Raw genomic sequence first — 17,701 nt, 5'->3', positions numbered from 1 at the left:
CTACTCCCTAGATGAGCTGAAGCTGGGGGGTGAACTGAAACGGGCCATCGCGGTGACCGTGGCCGCATGAAGTCCGGCGCGACGGCCGGAGAACACGCAGTCAGCGAGCGACAAGCCACTCACATACGAATTGGAACAAATACCGACGGCTGTGCGTCCGGCTGCATAGAGTCCCAGTATCGGTTCCCCGGCTTCATTTTTCACCAGGCCGGTCGATTCGTCGACCACCAATCCACCAAGTGTGAGCATGGGACACGGATTCATCATGTTGGGCTTGATCGAGACGTCGTACAGCGTGAACGGGGCGTTGAGTATCGGTCTGATGAAGTCGGACGGCTTGCCCATCGGATCGGATTGACCGTTCGCCGCAGCAGTATTGTGCGCATCGACCGTTTCATACAGGCCGGCTGCATCGATTCCCGCCTTGTGCGCCACTTCGGCAATCGTGTTGCCGTGTACTGCGGTACGCATCATGCCGGCGGTCTGCACCCGCTGAAACCACATGGACTGATCGGGGATTTGCGCTTTCGCTTCACGAACGAGGTCGGAATCCGCCAGCAGCCAACCGATTCCGTTGCTCTTCTCGACCATTGCTTGCCCCAGCGCCGCACCGTAACGCGATTCGTCGACGATTCGCGCTCCGGATTCGCCCACCAGTATCGAACCGAGAAAAGCGCTGGGCGGGACGATGAACCGCCACGCGGAAACGTTACCGAGTTTGTCGGTCGCACCGCCCGCCTCGATTCCGAGGTTGATTCCCTTGCCGTCGTCGCCCGACGTGCCGAGCGGGATTCCGCCCTTGTACGCGGGTGCGTGAGTGCGCATCATCTCGCGGTTGGATACAAATCCACCCGCGCTGAGGATCACGCCACCACGCGCCTTTATGCGGATCTTCTTGGCGTACTTCTTCTCGATCTTGCTGATTTGGGCGTCGACAATCGAACGCAGTTGGGGCGCATACACACCCGGTTTGGCGGAAATCGAACTGAGCGCAGCGTGACGCCGCCGGACCCCGGCGGGTGCATCCCGAAGCGTCAGCGCCTCGACGCCGATCACCCGGCCGTCCTCGATGATCAACCGATCTGCTCGGGTCTGACCGAGAAACCGCACACCTTTGGCCTGGGCCGACTTCGCAAGCGGGCCGTAGAGCATCTTCCCCGACGTTCCTCGGCCTTTGGCACGGTGCCCACGCGGAGCAGGTTTGGCGATGTCCCGGAACCCGCCGGCCGATTCGCTGCCCGAGAAGTACAGGTAGTGCTTGTTGCTCGGATACGAGGTCTTGTACGGGCACAGCGACGCCTCGAACGGCACACCGTGACCGCGCAGCCAGTCGATTGTCGCCGGACTCTCCTCCACGAACCGACGCAAGGTCTGGGGCGTCACCGCATCACCGACCTCGCGGTTCAGGTACGCGAGCATGGCTTCCGGAGTGTCCTCGATACCGGCTTCTTTCTGAATCGCGGTGCCGCCACCGGCATAGAAGATTCCACCGGAAATGGTGCTGGCGCCACCTCCCAATGCCCGGTCGATCGCCATCACCGATGAACCGGCCGCCACCGCTTCGAGTGCGGCGCTTGCCCCCGCCACGCCGAATCCGACAACGAGGACATCAACCGAAGTATCCCAGGTCACACTGCACCATCCTCAATTTTACTGCAACGCGTTTCGTTATCGAAGGCAACGTTCGTAAATACTTCCTGGCAGAAAGCATGGACTGACACCCCCATCATTCTATAACGTGTTCTACATGAGCAAGCAGGAATACGACATCGTCGTCGTCGGCAGTGGTGCCGCAGGTATGACAGCGGCCTTGACCGCAGCCCATCAGGGCTTGAGTGTGGTCATCGTGGAGAAAGCCGCCCACTACGGCGGATCGACCGCCCGTTCCGGTGGCGGAGTCTGGATCCCCAACAACGAGGCACTGCAGGCAGACGGTGTCACCGACACACCCGATGCCGCACGTTCCTACCTGCACAGCATCATCGGCGACGTCGTCGCTCCCGAGCGCATCGACACCTACCTCGAGCGTGGGCCCGAGATGCTCTCGTTCGTTCTGAAGAACACTCCGCTCCAACTGCAGTGGGTACCCGGCTACTCCGACTACTACCCGGAAGCTCCCGGTGGACGCCTCGGTGGACGCAGTGTCGAGCCCACCCCTTTCGACGGCAACAAGTTGGGTGCCGATCGCAAGAATCTCGAACCCGACTACGTCAAGGCACCCAAGAACTTTGTCATCACCCAGGCCGACTACAAGTGGCTCAACCTGCTGATGCGCAATCCTCGCGGACCTCTGCGCGCCATGAAGGTAGGCATGCGATTCCTCGCAGCCAAGGCCACCAAGAAGGATCTGCTGGTTCGCGGCCAGGCACTCGTCGCCGGCATTCGACTCGGCCTTCAGTCCGCCGGTGTTCCCATCTTGCTGAACACACCCCTGACGTCCCTCTACACCGAAGACGGCGTGGTTCGCGGCGTCAATGTTCTCGTCGACGGCGAAGCTCAGGTCATCCGTGCTCGCCACGGAGTCGTGTTGGGCTCCGGCGGATTCGAGCACAACAAGGAAATGCGTGAGAAGTACCAGCGCGGGCCCATCGGCACCGACTGGACCGTCGGCGCGAAGGCAAACACCGGCGACGGCATCCGAGCGGGCCAAGAGATCGGCGCCGCAGTCGATTTCATGGACGACGCCTGGTGGGGCCCGTCCATCCCACTCACCGGTGGACCGTGGTTCGCCCTGTCCGAGCGCACTCTTCCCGGCTGCATGATGGTGAACCTGTCGGGCAAGCGCTTCGGCAACGAGGCGGCGCCGTACGTCGAGGCAACGCATGCGATGTACGGCGGCGAGTACGGCCAGGGCAAAGGCCCCGGCGAGAACATCCCGACCTGGATGATCCTCGATCAGCGCTACCGCAACCGCTACACGTTTGCCGGCATTACTCCCCGGTCCCCCTTCCCCAGCCGCTGGCTCAAGGCCGGCATCGTGGTCAAGGCGGGAACGATCGCCGAATTGGCCGAGAAGACAGGACTTCCCGTCGCTTCCCTGACCGAAACGGTGGAGCGGTTCAACGGCTTCGCGCGCAACGGCAAGGACGAGGACTTCGGGCGCGGCGACAGCGGCTACGACGCGTACTACGGCGATCCGAGACTGAAGAACCCGAGCCTCGCCGAAATCAGCAAGGCCCCGTTCTACGCCATCAAGATGGTTCCGGGCGACCTCGGTACCAAGGGCGGAATCTGCACCGACGTCAACGGCCGAGCACTGCGTGAAGACGGCAGCGTCATCGAGGGTCTCTACGCCGCAGGCAATGCCAGCGCACCGGTCATGGGTCACACGTACGCCGGACCAGGCGCGACCATCGGTCCCGCAATGACTTTCGGCTACCTGGCAGTGCTGGACATCGCAGAGCGCGTGAAGACCGCCGAGGTCACAGAAACCGCAACGGCCGCCGAGACCCCTGAGACCCCTGAGGCCTCCGAGGCTGCAAACACGGCGGTCGATCATGCCAATTGATCCTTCTGTCGCACTTGGCGCAGAGCTTGCGCCACAGGAGTTCTCGTGGACGCCGTCGGACGTGCAGCACTACCACCTGGCGCTCGGCGCTGGGGCTCGTCCGCTCGATCCGAACGAACTGCGATACCTCGACGACGAGAAGCCACAGGTGCTGCCCACCTTCGCCACCGTCGCGGCCAACTTTCACGCCACCCAAGCACCGAAGGTCTCGTTCCCCGGTGTCGAGATCGATCTCGCGAAAGTTGTTCACGGAAGCCAGGAAGTCACGGTCCATCAGCCGATTCCGGCCAGCGGCACCGGGCGAACCACAACTCGGATCGCCGAGATCTGGGACAAGGGCAAAGCTGCAGTCATCGTGCAGGAATCAGTCACCGTCGACGTGGAGGGCAACCCGTTGTGGACTGCCCGTTCGTCGATCTTCGCGCGCGGCGAAGGTGGATTCGGCGGGCAGCGCGGGCCGTCGGAGTCGATTCCGTTGCCTGATCACGGGCCCGACGGCGAGGTCGTGATACCGGTACTTCCGCAGCAGGCCTTGCTGTATCGCATGTGCGGCGATCGCAATCCATTGCACTCGGATCCGCAATTCGCCTCCGCTGCAGGCTTTCCAGCGCCTATCCTGCATGGACTGTGTACTTACGGAATGGTCTGCAAGGCCGCAGTGGACACAATGCTCGACGGCGACAGCACGCAGGTGGCCGGGTTCCGTGCACGCTTTGCCGGGGTGGTATTCCCGGGTGAGAACCTGAGCATCCGAATCTGGAAAGGCGAAGGGCAACTCTTGATCTCCGCATCTGTCGCAGAGCGCGACGCCCCCGCCCTAGCTGACGTAGTTCTCACTCTTGCCTGAGATTCACCTGTCGAACTCATTGCAGTTCCCAACCCCCGATGGAGCAGCCCGAAGATGACGGCCCAAGACGAAACAACCCGACTGTCCCGACGAGGATTCCTCGCCGCCGGAGCCGGCGCAGTCGCCGCCACCGCCCTTGCCGGCAGCTGGACCCCCGCCTACGCAATTCCGTTCGGATCCAGTGGCGGACAAGTACCCACACTCGCTGCACCCTCGGCCTTCCCGGAAGGCATCGCGCTCTACCAGCAGGCATACCAGAACTGGTCCAAAGAGATCATGCTCGACACCATCTGGACCTGCGCTCCCAAGACACCCGAAGACGTAGTACGCCTGGCCAACTGGGGACATGCCAACGGTTACACCATCCGGCCCCGCGGAGCCATGCACGGCTGGACACCCCTGACCGTGGTGAACGGCGCTTCCATCGACAAGGTCATTCTCGCCGACACCATGGTTCATCTGAACTGGGTCAACGTCGACGCCGGCGGGTCACCGGCGACGGTCACCGCGGGACCCGGTGCCACCCTCGACGCCATCACTACAGCACTTCAGGCCCAGGGCCTTGGCTTCGCTAATCTCCCCGCGCCCGGCGTCCTGTCCATCGCAGGCTGCCTCGCCGTCGACGCCCACGGCGCAGCCCTTCCCGCGGAAGGCGAAGCACACGTTCCCGGACAAACTTTCGGTTCACTCTCCAACCTCGTCACCTCCCTGACCGCCGTGGTCTGGAACGGCAACGAATACGCACTGAAGACCTACTCGCGGGCCGATACCGCCATCAAGCCACTCCTGACTCACCTCGGCCGCACCTTCCTCACCTCAGTCACACTGCAGGCTGCGCCCAACTACCGCATGCGCTGCGTCAGCCACACGGACATCGGTTGGCAGGAACTCTTCGGCGCTCGCGGTGCTTCCGGACGTACCTTCGAGAAGTTCGTCCGCGAAAACGGTCGCGCAGAGGCAATTTGGTACCCCTTCACAGAACGCCCGTGGATGAAGGTGTGGTCCCTCGCTCCTGAAAAGCCTCGCTTCTCCCGCGAAGTCACCGGACCGTACAACTACATCTTCTCCGACAACCTCCCCGAACCGATCACCGACATGATCGGACAGATCAACTCCGGAAACCCGGGCATCGCACCCGCATTCGGGCAGATTATGTACGCCACCACCGTCGCCGGCCTTGCCGCGACCTTCGCCAACGACCTATGGGGATGGTCCAAGGACGTTCAGTTCTACATCCGGGCCACCACCTTGCGCCTGACCGAAGGCGGTGGCGCCGTCATCACGTCCCGCGCCAACATCGGCCAGGTCATCCACGACTTCACCCAGTGGTTCAACGGCCGCATGGAGTACTACCGCTCCATCGGGCAATTCCCTCTCAACGGACCCGTCGAAATCCGATGCTGCGGCCTCGACGAGTCATCCGACGTCGAAGTCGCATCCGCCGGCGCCCCCACGATCTCCGCTATGCGTCCGCGACCGGACCACCCCGAATGGGACACCGCGATCTGGCTCAACGTCCTCGGAGTCCCCGGAACACCCGGCATGTTCGCGTTCTACCGCGAAATGGAGCAATGGATGCGCGGCCACTACAACAACAACGACGCTACCTTCCGCCCCGAATGGTCCAAGGGCTGGGCATTCAGCGCCGACAAGCCGTACACCGACGCGCAGATCATCGAAGACGCCCTCCCCCAGACCTACCGCGACGGCGTCCCCACCAGCGACAACTGGGACACCGCCAACGCCGCCTTCAACGCACTGGACCCGCACAAGGTCTTCAGCAACACCTTCCTCGACCAACTACTTCCGTAATTTTCGGCCGACAAGCCCTCGATCAGCACTGCCCGGCACCTTCTACGAAGGTGCCGGGCTTTTCTGTTGACTCCACCCGTTTAATTCAGCGACGAGCACTGTTCGGTCGCGGTAGATTCAGTCAATTGCGACATTCCTTTTCCGCAGAGGACACGAAGGGATCGCCACGGATGAAGTCCACCTCGCGACAGCGACGAACTCGATTGGCCGTGATTGCACTCGCCGTGACAGCTCTTGTCTCCTGCGGATCCAACGAGGACACCACCACTGGCACGAGTAGTCCCGCCTCCAGTACCGTCAGCCCCGAATCACAGAAGATCGATGACATTGTCCGCACCCAGGTCACCGAACTCGGCCTCAGCGGCGCGGTGTACGGGGTGTGGCGCGGTGACACCAACGTGGTCACCGGCGCTGTCGGCGAATCCCCACTCGGCGTGCCCGCAACAACCGATATGCAACTACGCGTCGGACAGCCCATGGAACCGATGCTGTCGACCGTCCTCCTCCAACTCGACGAGTCCGGCACTCTCCCACTCGACGAACCGATTGCCAAGTGGGAACCGAGCTTTCCGCGTTCCGACCAGATCACACCGCGAATGCTCGCCAACAGCACCACCGGAATCTCCGACTACGTGACCAACCCCGAATTCGAGAAGCGTTTCTACGCCAACCCGATCCTGGGGTGGACCGCACAGGAAATCCTCGATCTCGCCAACACCCGTCCACCGCTGTTCGCGCCCGGAACGAGTTTTGCCTACTCACACAGCGACCTGACCCTGCTCGGTGAAGTTGTCCAGAAGGCGACCGGGCAATCTTTGAGTGACCTACTGCAACAGCGTATTTTCGACCCACTCGGCATGACCGACAGTCGGGTTGCGCTCAACCCGCAAATCCCGGATCCCGTCCTGCACGGCTACACCACTGAACGCGGTGTCTTCGAGGACTCGACGTTCTGGAATCCCGCGGCCTTCCTACACAGCGGCAATATGAATTCGACAGTCACCGACGTCGGGAAATGGGTTCGCGCCCTCGGAACCGGCGAGCTGCTCTCCGACACAGTCTTCGACGAACAGATGGCCCCGACAACCGCAGGTCTCGGACCTCTGACCGACGACAAGTTCTTCACGTTCGGAACGGCGCACCTCGACGGGTGGCTTGTCATGAACCCGTCGTACGGCGGATACAACGGTGTTGCGCTCTACGAACCGAAGTCCGAAACCACCATTGTCATCTATGCCACCCTCGGCCCCACAGCCAACGCCAACGGCAACAACGCTGTCCCCATCAGCAACGCCATCGGTGCTGTCATGGTTCCGGACAACCCGCCGCAGGTGCCAGGGCCGTAAGAGCAAGTTTTCTCTGTCACTGCCATTCTTGTGACTGGCAACGTCGTATTTACCTGAGGAATACCTCCAGGACTCATCACACCGTCACCATTGCGCTCAGTACCGAACAACCCGCGTCGGACCGCGAGCTTCCCAGTGGAGCTACGAGAGCAAAAGATGGATTGGGACGGCCCGATGAGGAAATACTCGCTGTCAGTGGTGTGCACATTCGCCCTGGGGACCGCGCTGCTGTCCGCCAATGCTGCGACGGCATCACCGAACTCATGCCCGACCGGCGCGGTATTCGCAGTTGGTGGAACCTGGGACCCGACCGGCCAGACCACACAACCCGTCACCGATCGCTATGCCGCCCAGGGATACGTCGCAAAACCCGTGAGCTACCCCGCTAGTTTCTGGCCTCTCGGCGACCAAACCTACGACGCCAGCGTGGCTGTGGGCGTCCAAGCACTTCATGCTGAAGTTGATACCTTTCACAGCCAGTGCCCCGGGAGCGACGTTGTCATCACCGGGTACTCCCAAGGTGCACGGATTGCTGGCGACGTTCTCGGTGACATCGCTCGCGACGGGTCAATTCCCCAATCCCAGGTGACCGGCGTCCTGTATTCAGATCCACGAAACTCTCACGGCGGCATCGAAACCGTGATCCCGAACGTTGTTCCGGGTGCAACGATGTCCGGGACGCGCGCCGGCTTCGGCGACATACCCGTCCAGGAGGTATGTATCGAAGGAGACGGCATCTGCAACATGCCCAAACCACGCGATGCACCGGAAGAGTTTGTGGACTCGGTTTTCGGCTACTTCACGAAACACGGTACGTATCAGCCGATGATGACCAACAGCACTCCGCCGCCGCAGCCTGGCCTTCCCGAATCACCGGCTGTTCCGCTACAGCCGGCGGAGGTAGCCACTGCGATCGCGTCGCGGCTCGTCGAGAACCTCACGCCATACGTGAAGGCAGCACTGTCGAGCGCGCTGACTACTGTTCTGACCGCACCATGACGCCCATCGACTGAAGCAGCGACAACCTACTGAACAGCCGGGCAAGCCCCGCGGCGCCACGAAGGTGGCCGGCTACGTCCTCGAGGCCTCCTTCGGCGAACAATGTCAACCGCACGTCGGCGTCATAGAGAACATCGACGACGTTCCCGAAACGCCGCACTGCGAATTCCGTTGCGGTGCTGAGGATCGGCACACCGTGGATCACCCATTCATCGAAGCGGGTGACAAGATCGAGGTAGTCGGCCGCCGACGTCGAACCACCGCACAGCACATCGAAATCGAACCAGACAGCTCCGTCGCGAAGCGCAGAGCACATCAATGTGCGTGACCCCACTGTTAATTCGACCGGTTCACCGTCAACGGTGCCTGCACTCGAGTGGAAAACTCCCGACGCGAACCGTCGATCCCGCTGACGCGGTTCCCCCAGCATTCGGTAGTCAACCGCTCCACCCAACTCGATCACCTCCCACGCCCTCTCGATCAACTCGATGGACGGCACGAACTGATCGTGAAAAAGTGGATTGGGAAGGAGATCGCACGGCGGAACATTGGACGTGACAACAACAGTCACATCTTTCGCGACAATGTTCTCCAGAACTCTTGCCATGAACTGTGCGTCAGCGATGTCGTCGATGTGGAACTCGTCGAAGCACAGCAGCCGAATCCCGGCGACCACCTGATCCAGCGCCTCGCCCATCGACCCGAGACTGTGCGCACGGGTGTGCAGATCGGCAAAGAACTGGTGAAAGTGAATGCGCCGCTTCGCCACTGGAACACTGTCGTAGAACTCGTCCATCAGCATGGTCTTTCCACGTCCGACACCACCCCAGAGGTAGATCCCACCCCCGATGCCGCCGATCGCAATCCGGGCCCGCAGGGCGTCGAGTGATGCACGTGCCGACAACTGCTCTTCGTCCAGTCGCATGACTCTCCTCTACATCTGTAGAGTTGAGGCTAGAGACTGGCTCGGAGCCAAGTCAACGTGATCCGCACTACGCAGAACGGGATAGGCATGAATGGAGATCGCAGACAACTCATCGGAGCGTGCGCTGTCACGATCATCGCTGAACACGGTCCGCGGACATTGACTCATCGCGCCGTCGATGCCGCCCTGGGTATCCCGCAAGGTTCAACCTCGTACTACTTTCGAACCCGAGAAGCGCTGCTGACAGCGGCAGTGCAACACATCGTCGAACGGTCACAATCGACATTCGACGAACTGCTGGAGACGAATTCCGATCCGGCAACTCTGATCGCCCGATATCTCGGCGATCTCCTGTCCCGTCGCCGCGACGAGTTGATCGCCCGGTACGCACTCCTCCTCGAGACGCGAAGCAATCGCGAATTGCATGACGCCCTGGAACAAAGCCTGTTCTCCACGGCCAGAGCGCAAGAGATCTTCGTACGCCACGGCGTGAAGAATCCGGAGAGCGCGGCAGCCGATCTTGTCAGCTTGCTGGAAGGACTGATATTCGATCGATGCATCGGAGCGAGATCAACCCATACCCATCACGCCGAATCGTCGGAATCCGTTCTTCAACTGAGGATCCCGATCGATGCGTATCTGCGCGGCGCCCGCTAGCGAAGGGACCTTCAGTCGACCGGGCGTAACAATCGCACCATCATCTCGACCGTGCGCTCAATGGGACGCTGCCTCGACGTCGGCGTGAATACCACTGTGCGAGTGAGAATTGCACCGAGAAGCATGTCGAAGGCGTCGTCGGGATCGACTGCGGGATCAATACTTCCGCGAGGTGCGGCGCGCAGAATATCCTCGAACAGGGGCCGCACCGACATCCTCGGGTATACCTCTGATTGCGCATCGCGATCCGGCTTCTGGTGATGAGCGAGAAGTCCCGCAGCGGCAGCTCGCGCCGCCGGCGCGCTGAAAGCCGCGACGTACGCACGGATGAACCTGCGAAGGTCGCGTCGAAGATCCCCACTCGGCGCGATGCCGGCAAACGTGAAGCGAGGGAACGCAGCCTCCTCGATCAACTCGATCCGCGACGACCATCGACGGTAGATCGCCGACGAATGCACACCCGACCGGCTGGCAACGGCTTGAATCGTCGTCGCGTCGAAGCCTCGTTCGATCAAGAGTGCACGCGTCGCCTCCAGGGCTCGCTCGTCGATGCTGGTGTCGCGGGGTCGCCCCAGACGGCGATGAGGTTCTGACATGCCAGTGAGTGTAGTGACCGCCAGCAAGTGCGCAGCACCTTTACAGGAGATATTGCTCTATAAGAATTACAGGAGAGAGTCTTCCGTAAGTGCCAATCCCTGGATACAGTTCACACCATAATGAGAACTTCATATTCACAGAGGAGAATCTAATGCGCGCTGCAGTGCTGCGAGAAGGCACCGTCGAAGCCAGGTTCGTCGATGATCCCGTTCCCGGCCCCGGCCAACTACTTGTTCGTTCGCTAGCCTGCGGAATCTGTGCGTCGGACCTGCACTTCATGGATAACCCGGACGCCGGCATCGACGACGACAGCGGGATGTCCACCTACGATCAGAACGTCGACATCGTCATGGGCCACGAATACTGCGCCGAAGTCGTCGACTACGGACCCGGAACCGACCGACGAATTCCCGTCGGCACCCGAGTAAGTTCCCTCCCGGTGCTCGCCACCCCCGGCGGCCGCAAGATCATCGGGCAGAATCCCGAATCGCCCGGCGGTTTCGGTGAGTTCTTACTCCTCGACGAATCGATTACACGCGTGGTGCGCTCGGACCTTCCGAGCGAGGTGATCTGCGTTGCCGACGCACTCTCGGTCGGATGGTCCGCAGCAGCACGTGCGCAGATGGGTACCCGCGAGGTTCCGCTGGTCATCGGCTGCGGTGCCATCGGCCTTTCTACGATTGCGAACCTCAAACGTCTCGGAATCGGCCCGATCATTGCCGTGGATTTCATTGCCTCTCGCCGCGAGACCGCGATGGCAATGGGGGCTGACGCTGTCATAGATCCCGCCGAAATCTCCCCGTACCAAGCCTGGCGAGATGTGGCACACGGATCGCCGGATACAACGAAGGACATGATGGCGATAGCCGCACTACCAGGCTGCGTCATCTTCGAATGTGTCGGAATACCAGGTGTTCTCGATTCGATCGTCAAAGGATGCGAGCGTGGAACCAGGATATTCTCCTCCGGTGGACCGCCGGAGGGCGATCACCTCCACACGCTCACCGCTAAGCGCAAGGGCCTCAACATCCAATTCGGCGGAGGCCCACTTCCTGCCCACTGGGACGAAGCATTCCACGCAGTGTGCTCCGGCGAGGTCGACATCAGCCCGATGCTCGGAAGGACGGTCGGACTCCACGAAGTCGCGGAGGCACTCGATGCGTCGCGCGACGCCAACGGTCCGGCACGCATAGTCGTCGTTCCTGGAAAGGTGTGAAAATGGTTGAGAACGAAGACCTTCGGACCGCGGTGACGAATCTGACGAACCGAGTTCGCACTCTTGAAGACCAGGTCGAGATCATGCAACTCGTCGCGCAGTACGGTCCGGCCGTCGACAGTGGTTCCGGTGCGGCTGCTGCGGCACTCTGGACCGAAGACGGCACCTTCGACGCCGTCCCCCAACGTCACATGAAGGGTCGAGAAGAAATCGCCGAGATGGTGCTCGGCGACGGTCACCAGAGTCTGATCCGCAACGGGTGCGGTCATGTATTGACCGCACCGCACATCGAGATCGACGGCGACAACGCGACGGGACGCAACTACGCACTCAACATCCGTTGGGACAGTGACGCGGACCGCTTCTGGGTGGCTCGCGTCTCGGCCAACACCTGGCGGTGGGTGCGCACCGCGGAGGGTTGGCGAACCGTCGAGCGAATCAATGCCAACCTGGACGGGACGCCCGAGCACCGCAACATGCTGGCGCCCTCGACGTGAGCGATGCACCAGCACGACAATTCGCGCTTTGACCACACACGTCGAACAGAGTCCACATTGAAAGGAATCACACAATGCCAACACATCTCGCACAGAAGTACGGACCGTGGGCGATCATTGCCGGCGGATCCGACGGGGTTGGTGCCGCATTCGCTCACGAACTGGCCACTCGCGGCGTGAACATCGTTCTTGTCGCCCGGCGAGCGCTCGTCTTGGAATCTTTCGCCGACGACATCCGCGCACAGCACGATGTCGAAGTACGCACGGTTGCACTAGATCTCAGCGCAGCGGCCGCAATGTCCGAACTGGAACGGATAACAGCCGATCTCGAGGTCGGACTCTTTGTGTACAACGCCGGTAGCGACGATTACAGCGCCGAATTCCTCGACAAGGATCTGAACAACCATCTGTCTCTCGTTCATCGGAACTGCACCAGCGTGCTCGAGGCCACCTACCGCTTCGGCGCGCCGATGGTCGCCCGAGGACGGGGCGCCGTGGTGTTACTGACCTCCGGAGCAGCCTGGGCCGGGGGCGCAACACACGCCACGTACGGCGCCACCAAGGCATTCGATCTCATTCTCGCCGAAAGTCTCTGGGCGGAATGGCATCCGAAGGGCGTCGACGTTCTGTCCCTCGTGCTTGGCGCAACAGACACCCCATCTCTCCATCGTGCACTCGGCGCGCGGGCCACATCGCGTGCCGACCTTGCCGATCCCGCCGACGTTGCCCGGGAAGCTCTCGACCATCTGGCCGACGGACCCACCTGGCTGTTCGGAAGTGAGAACCCGACCGGCGGGTCACCGTTCGGAAGCATCGACCGCCGTGACGCGGTTCTGGCCATGAGTCGAGGGACCGCGGGAACGGACACCGCAACCGCTCGGCACTGAGTCGTCGAACTTCCGGGCCGTCGAACTTCCGGGCCGTCGAACTTCCGGGCCTTCGAACCTCCGCCCCTTTCACCATATCGCGTACCCCGGGGCTTGCGGCAAGGCCCGGGTGATGGTGCAGACTCGCCGCTGCGAGCAAGCGCATGCCTTGCCCACAGGAGGGGTCTACATGAGTGACGTCATCGTTGTCGGTGCCGGACCAACCGGATTGATGCTGGCGGGTGAGCTCCGGCTTCAGGGTGTCGACGTCGTGGTGCTGGACAAGGCCGAGCAGCCGACTCCGTTTGTCCGCGCCCTCGGCATCCATGTGCGCAGTATCGAGATCATGGAGCAGCGCGGGCTGCTGGACCGATTCCTCGCACACGGCCGAAAGTATCCACTCGGCGGATTCTTCGCGGGTATCTCCAAACCCGCACCCACCTACTTGGATACCGAGCACGGTTACGTACTGGGCATACCCCAGCCCGAGATCGACAGGATTCTTGCCGAACACGCCACCGAAGTCGGCGCGGACATTCGGCGTGGGAAGCGCGTCGTCGCGGTCCGGCAAGACCACAACGGCGCAACTGCCGAATTAGACGACGGCACAACACTTCAGGCGCGCTACCTAGTCGGCTGTGACGGTGGGCGCAGCACCGTGCGCAAGCTGATCGACGTCGGGTTCCCCGGCGAGCCGTCGACGGCCGACACGTTGATCGGCGAAATGGACGTGACCATGCCGGCGGACGAACTGGCAGCCGTCGTCGCCAAGATCCGCGAAACTCACAAGCGATTCGGAATCGGCCCGGCCGGCAATGGTGCCCATCGCGTCGTGGTGCCCGCAGCCGATATTGCCGACGGTCGTGCCGTCCCGACAACCCTCGACGACATCAAACAACAGCTACGTGTCATCGCCGGCACCGACTTCGGCGTGCACTCGCCGCGTTGGCTCTCACGCTTCGGCGACGCCACCCGTTTGGCCGATCACTACCGTCGTGGCCGGGTATTTCTCGCAGGCGACGCCGCCCATATCCACCCGCCGATGGGAGGGCAAGGTCTGAACCTCGGCGTCCAGGACGCGTTCAACCTCGGCTGGAAGCTCGCCGCAGAGATCAACGGATGGGCACCGGAAAGCCTGCTCGACACCTACGAATCCGAACGGCGTCCGGTGGCCTCCGACGTACTGGACAACACGCGCGCACAGGCGGAGTTGATCTCCACCGCAGCGGGCCCACAAGCTGTGCGGCGCTTGATCTCCGAGCTGATGGATTTCGACGACGTCAACCGCTACCTGACCGAGAAGATCACGGCGATCTCGATTCGCTACGACTTCGGCGACGACCATGACCTACTCGGCCGGCGGCTGAAGAACATCGCGTTGACCCGCGGCAACCTCTACGACCTGATGCACTCCGGCCGCGGATTGCTGATCGACCAGGGTGGTCAACTGTCGGTCGATGGATGGAACGATCGCGTCGACCGCATCGTCGACACCAGTACCGAATTGGATGCTCCCGCCGTGTTGCTTCGTCCCGACGGCCATGTGGCCTGGGTTGGAGACGAACAGTCAGCGTTGAATACCCGTCTGAACAGATGGTTCGGCCGCTCGACAACCCGGAAATCCCCGCCGAGTTCACAGTGAATGCGCTTAATGGCGCGCGCAGACGACCATGATTCGATAGAGTATCGACGTTCAATACGCGCAGGTCGACATGCAGACACAGTCGATACGCAGACACTCAGGAGGTGAGTCCCATTACCGCTAGGTCAGTAGTGGCGCCGCCTCCTCCGTTCAGCTTCCGGTAGCGGTCGAGAGCGCCCATACGGTAATTCCCGAAAGGCACTCTCCTATGTCCGCACCGATGCACTCTCGTCCTCGGCAAAAATCCACCACCGACGTCCTGCGCCGCGCAGGATGTGTATTTGCCGAGGACGAAGCGCGAATTCTACTGAATGCCGCACAATCCCCCGCCGAGCTTGACGTCATGATCGCTCGGCGGGTGGCCGGCGAACCACTCGAGATCATTGTCGGCTGGGCAGGATTCTGCGGCTTGCGAATAGTGCTGGAACCCGGGGTATTCGTGCCACGCCGACGCACTGAGTTCTTGGCCAGGCAGGCATGTTCGTTGACTGCCCCTGGCGGTGTTGCCGTGGATCTCTGTTGCGGCTCGGGTGCAGTCGGGGCGGTCCTGCAGGCGAACGTCCCGGCGATCGAGTTGTACGCCATCGACATCGAACCCGCTGCGGTTCATTGCGCACGGCGCAACATCGCCGCGCCTGGCCAGGTTCTCGCTGGCGATCTCTACGATCCGCTGCCCACCCAACTCCGCGGACGGATCGACGTCATAGCGGCAAACGCCCCGTATGTCCCCACCGATTCGATCCGTCTCATGCCACCCGAAGCGCGACTCCACGAACCCCGTGTCTCCCTCGACGGCGGTGTCGACGGACTCGATATCCAACGAAGGATTGCCGACGAGGCAGCGACGTGGCTCAAACCCGGCGGGCACCTGCTTGTCGAAACAAGCAACGAACAGGTGGACCGCACCGTGGAATCATTCACTCACGGAGGACTTCTCGTGAAAATTTCCGCACACGATGCCACCTCGTCGACAGTGGTGACCGGCACCAAACCCGCAGCACGAGTCACCTACTGACGGCTTTCTGATATCGACGGATTGCAAACGGCACGAAGACAATCAGCAAGCCGGCCGTCCACAACAGCGACGCGAGAATCGGATTCTGCAGTGGCCATGCATCGGGAACCGTCATTGCGGGGTTGGTGTTGCCAAAAAGCTCGCGCACCGCCTGAGTCACGGCCGACACCGGATTCCACTCCGCGATCACCTTCAAAGGCCCTGGCAGGTTGGTGGTTTCGACAAATGTATTCGCGATGAAGGAGAGCGGGAAAATGACGACGAAGCTGGCGTTGTTGAACACTTCCGGCGTCCTGATCCACAGGCCGACCACTGCCATGACCCAGGACAACGCGTACGCGAACAACAAGAGAAGTAGGTATCCGGCCAGCGCTTCGAAGAAACTGGAGTGAATGCGCCACCCCACGAGCAGACCGGTGATCGACATGACCACCAGGCTGATCACGTTGATCAGGACATCGCTGGACGTGCGGCCGATCAGCACCGCTGAAGGAGCCATGGGCAGGGAACGGAAGCGGTCGATGATCCCCTTCTGCAGATCCTCGACCATACCCAGACCAGTCCAGGTGGAACCGAATATAACTGTCTGCGTGAAGATTCCGGCGATCAGAAACTCGCGGTACGACGTCCCCGGAACGGAGATCGCACTGCCGAACACGTACGCGAACAACAACACGAACATGATCGGCGAGAGTGTCGTGAACACCAGAAGGTCGGGAACCCGCTTGATCTTGATCAGGTTTCGTTTGGCAATGGTCAGGCCGTCTTCGAGTGCCATCTGCACCGTCATTTCTGGTCCTCCAATTCAGCCTGGTGCCCGGTCAGCGTGAGGAAAACGTCGTCGAGTGTCGGCCGACGCAACCCGACATCGAATACTTTGATTCCGCGAGCCGACAGCAGATTGAGGGCCGTGACCAATGCATCGGTTCCGTCGTCGACCGGCACGGTGATGCGTCGGACGTTCTCCTGAATCTGGATCTCCCCGACGGCCAGTGCCCTCAATTCCTCCCGGACGATGTCGAGATGTTCGTTCTCGTGCACGCTCAGTTCGATACGTTCGCCACCAACCCGTGCCTTGAGTTGATCGGACGTTCCACGCGCGATCACCACACCGCGGTCGATCACCGCAATCTGGTCGGCCAACCTTTCGGCTTCCTCCATGTATTGCGTCGTGAGCAGCAGTGTCGTGCCTTGTGCCACCAGTCCTTCGATGACATCCCAGAGGCCAAGCCTCGCTCGCGGATCGAGTCCTGTTGTCGGTTCGTCGAGAAAAAGAACCTGCGGCCGGGCCACCAAGGCACCGGCCAGGTCGAGGCGTCGGCGCATACCGCCCGAATAGCCCTTGACCGGGCGATCACCGGCTTCGACCAGGTCGAACTGGTCAAGTAGCTCGCGCGCCCTCGCCTTACTCTTCTTTGCTCCCAGGTGATACAGCCGTCCGACCATCTCGAGGTTCTCGTACCCGGTGAGGTATTCGTCGACTGCGGCGTACTGACCTGACGCCCCGATCTTGGATCGCAGTGCCCGCGCATCCTGGACGACGTCCAGCCCGGCGACTTCGGCGCGGCCGGCGTCAGGAGTGAGCAGCGTGGTGAATATGCGAACCGCTGTAGTCTTTCCCGCGCCATTGGGTCCAAGAAGTGCCATCACCGAGCCTTCGCGCACTTCCAGATCTACGCCGCCCAACGCCGTCAGCTCGCCGTACTTCTTGACCAGTCCCTCGGCCACAATCGCTCCGGTCATGCGTCCTCCCGCGTCAGCACGAATCCAACCC

At 61.7% G+C, this 17,701-nt stretch carries 16 protein-coding genes; 11 read left to right on the top strand and 5 right to left on the bottom strand.

Features of this window, described 5'->3' with window-relative positions:
* Complete coding sequence (locus RG2_RS15435; RefSeq protein ID WP_051730364.1) at positions 1-1,632, bottom strand: FAD-binding protein; 1,632 nt, start codon at positions 1,630-1,632, stop codon at positions 1-3.
* 115 nt (positions 1,633-1,747) lie between these two features.
* On the opposite strand from RG2_RS15435, the gene kstD reads away from it, so the two are divergent.
* The 5 genes from kstD (at position 1,748) to RG2_RS15410 (ending at position 8,512) form a co-directional block, all read left to right on the top strand.
* A complete protein-coding gene (gene kstD, locus RG2_RS15430; protein WP_174557369.1) occupies positions 1,748-3,508 on the top strand; it encodes a 3-oxosteroid 1-dehydrogenase in 1,761 nt (586 codons plus the stop codon).
* The gene (chsH3, locus tag RG2_RS15425; protein WP_033232501.1) at positions 3,498-4,355 is read left to right on the top strand and encodes an enoyl-CoA hydratase ChsH3; all 858 of its coding nucleotides are present in this window, start codon (positions 3,498-3,500) and stop codon (positions 4,353-4,355) included. The genes kstD and chsH3 overlap by 11 nt, the downstream gene beginning before the upstream one ends.
* Before the next feature lie 54 nt (positions 4,356-4,409).
* Complete coding sequence (locus RG2_RS15420; protein WP_033232503.1) at positions 4,410-6,167, top strand: cholesterol oxidase substrate-binding domain-containing protein; 1,758 nt, start codon at positions 4,410-4,412, stop codon at positions 6,165-6,167.
* 170 nt (positions 6,168-6,337) lie between these two features.
* Positions 6,338-7,513 (top strand): serine hydrolase domain-containing protein, encoded by a 1,176-nt coding sequence (locus RG2_RS15415; RefSeq protein ID WP_033232505.1) that lies wholly within the window; start codon positions 6,338-6,340, stop codon positions 7,511-7,513.
* A 174-nt stretch (positions 7,514-7,687) separates the two neighbouring features.
* Positions 7,688-8,512, top strand: coding sequence for a PE-PPE domain-containing protein (locus RG2_RS15410; RefSeq protein WP_230590048.1), 825 nt, complete (start codon positions 7,688-7,690; stop codon positions 8,510-8,512).
* Here RG2_RS15410 and zapE read toward each other — a convergent pair.
* On the bottom strand, positions 8,490-9,437 hold the full coding sequence (zapE, locus tag RG2_RS15405; protein WP_033232507.1) for a cell division protein ZapE: 948 nt from the start codon (positions 9,435-9,437) through the stop codon (positions 8,490-8,492). The two genes, RG2_RS15410 and zapE, sit on opposite strands and share 23 nt — an antisense overlap.
* 87 nt (positions 9,438-9,524) lie before the next feature.
* Between zapE and RG2_RS15400 the strand changes: the two genes are divergently transcribed.
* The gene (locus RG2_RS15400; RefSeq protein ID WP_033232509.1) at positions 9,525-10,094 is read left to right on the top strand and encodes a TetR/AcrR family transcriptional regulator; all 570 of its coding nucleotides are present in this window, start codon (positions 9,525-9,527) and stop codon (positions 10,092-10,094) included.
* An 11-nt stretch (positions 10,095-10,105) separates the two neighbouring features.
* On the opposite strand, the gene RG2_RS15395 is transcribed toward RG2_RS15400, so the two are convergent.
* Positions 10,106-10,690, bottom strand: a complete 585-nt coding sequence (locus tag RG2_RS15395) for a TetR/AcrR family transcriptional regulator (protein WP_033232688.1) — start codon at positions 10,688-10,690, stop codon at positions 10,106-10,108.
* A gap of 152 nt (positions 10,691-10,842) precedes the next feature.
* Between RG2_RS15395 and RG2_RS15390 the strand changes: the two genes are divergently transcribed.
* The 5 genes from RG2_RS15390 (at position 10,843) to RG2_RS15370 (ending at position 15,927) form a co-directional block, all read left to right on the top strand.
* Complete coding sequence (locus RG2_RS15390; RefSeq protein WP_033232511.1) at positions 10,843-11,907, top strand: zinc-binding dehydrogenase; 1,065 nt, start codon at positions 10,843-10,845, stop codon at positions 11,905-11,907.
* A gap of 2 nt (positions 11,908-11,909) precedes the next feature.
* Positions 11,910-12,404 (top strand): nuclear transport factor 2 family protein, encoded by a 495-nt coding sequence (locus RG2_RS15385; protein WP_033232513.1) that lies wholly within the window; start codon positions 11,910-11,912, stop codon positions 12,402-12,404.
* Between the two features lie 74 nt (positions 12,405-12,478).
* Complete coding sequence (locus RG2_RS15380) at positions 12,479-13,291, top strand: SDR family NAD(P)-dependent oxidoreductase (RefSeq protein ID WP_033232515.1); 813 nt, start codon at positions 12,479-12,481, stop codon at positions 13,289-13,291.
* A gap of 169 nt (positions 13,292-13,460) precedes the next feature.
* Positions 13,461-14,912 carry a rifampin monooxygenase Iri gene (iri, locus tag RG2_RS15375; RefSeq protein WP_033232517.1) on the top strand — a complete coding sequence of 484 codons (1,452 nt, stop codon included), beginning with the start codon at positions 13,461-13,463 and terminating at the stop codon, positions 14,910-14,912.
* 208 nt (positions 14,913-15,120) lie between these two features.
* On the top strand, positions 15,121-15,927 hold the full coding sequence (locus RG2_RS15370) for a putative protein N(5)-glutamine methyltransferase (RefSeq protein WP_033232519.1): 807 nt from the start codon (positions 15,121-15,123) through the stop codon (positions 15,925-15,927).
* Here the strand turns inward: RG2_RS15370 and RG2_RS15365 are convergent.
* Positions 15,917-16,717, bottom strand: a complete 801-nt coding sequence (locus tag RG2_RS15365) for an ABC transporter permease (protein ID WP_033232521.1) — start codon at positions 16,715-16,717, stop codon at positions 15,917-15,919. The two genes, RG2_RS15370 and RG2_RS15365, sit on opposite strands and share 11 nt — an antisense overlap.
* A complete protein-coding gene (locus RG2_RS15360; protein ID WP_033232523.1) occupies positions 16,714-17,670 on the bottom strand; it encodes a daunorubicin resistance protein DrrA family ABC transporter ATP-binding protein in 957 nt (318 codons plus the stop codon). Before RG2_RS15360 ends, RG2_RS15365 begins: the two co-directional genes overlap by 4 nt.
* Between the last annotated feature and the right edge of the window lie 31 nt (positions 17,671-17,701).

This window comes from Rhodococcus globerulus NBRC 14531, from assembly GCF_001894805.1.
GTDB lineage: Bacteria > Actinomycetota > Actinomycetes > Mycobacteriales > Mycobacteriaceae > Rhodococcus_F > Rhodococcus_F globerula.
This window is presented reverse-complemented; position numbering and strand designations above follow the sequence as displayed.

Excerpts from the sequence above, each read along its gene's own strand:
- RG2_RS15385 (WP_033232513.1), top strand. The coding sequence starts at position 11,910 with ATGGTTGAGAACGAAGACCTTCGGACCGCGGTGACGAATCTGACGAAC.
- zapE (WP_033232507.1), bottom strand. The coding sequence starts at position 9,437 with ATGCGACTGGACGAAGAGCAGTTGTCGGCACGTGCATCACTCGACGCC.
- RG2_RS15410 (WP_230590048.1), top strand. The coding sequence starts at position 7,688 with ATGAGGAAATACTCGCTGTCAGTGGTGTGCACATTCGCCCTGGGGACC.
- RG2_RS15390 (WP_033232511.1), top strand. The coding sequence starts at position 10,843 with ATGCGCGCTGCAGTGCTGCGAGAAGGCACCGTCGAAGCCAGGTTCGTC.
- RG2_RS15395 (WP_033232688.1), bottom strand. The coding sequence starts at position 10,690 with ATGTCAGAACCTCATCGCCGTCTGGGGCGACCCCGCGACACCAGCATC.
- kstD (WP_174557369.1), top strand. The coding sequence starts at position 1,748 with ATGAGCAAGCAGGAATACGACATCGTCGTCGTCGGCAGTGGTGCCGCA.
- iri (WP_033232517.1), top strand. The coding sequence starts at position 13,461 with ATGAGTGACGTCATCGTTGTCGGTGCCGGACCAACCGGATTGATGCTG.
- RG2_RS15415 (WP_033232505.1), top strand. The coding sequence starts at position 6,338 with ATGAAGTCCACCTCGCGACAGCGACGAACTCGATTGGCCGTGATTGCA.
- RG2_RS15420 (WP_033232503.1), top strand. The coding sequence starts at position 4,410 with ATGACGGCCCAAGACGAAACAACCCGACTGTCCCGACGAGGATTCCTC.
- RG2_RS15400 (WP_033232509.1), top strand. The coding sequence starts at position 9,525 with ATGAATGGAGATCGCAGACAACTCATCGGAGCGTGCGCTGTCACGATC.
- RG2_RS15365 (WP_033232521.1), bottom strand. The coding sequence starts at position 16,717 with ATGACGGTGCAGATGGCACTCGAAGACGGCCTGACCATTGCCAAACGA.
- chsH3 (WP_033232501.1), top strand. The coding sequence starts at position 3,498 with ATGCCAATTGATCCTTCTGTCGCACTTGGCGCAGAGCTTGCGCCACAG.
- RG2_RS15370 (WP_033232519.1), top strand. The coding sequence starts at position 15,121 with ATGTCCGCACCGATGCACTCTCGTCCTCGGCAAAAATCCACCACCGAC.
- RG2_RS15380 (WP_033232515.1), top strand. The coding sequence starts at position 12,479 with ATGCCAACACATCTCGCACAGAAGTACGGACCGTGGGCGATCATTGCC.
- RG2_RS15360 (WP_033232523.1), bottom strand. The coding sequence starts at position 17,670 with ATGACCGGAGCGATTGTGGCCGAGGGACTGGTCAAGAAGTACGGCGAG.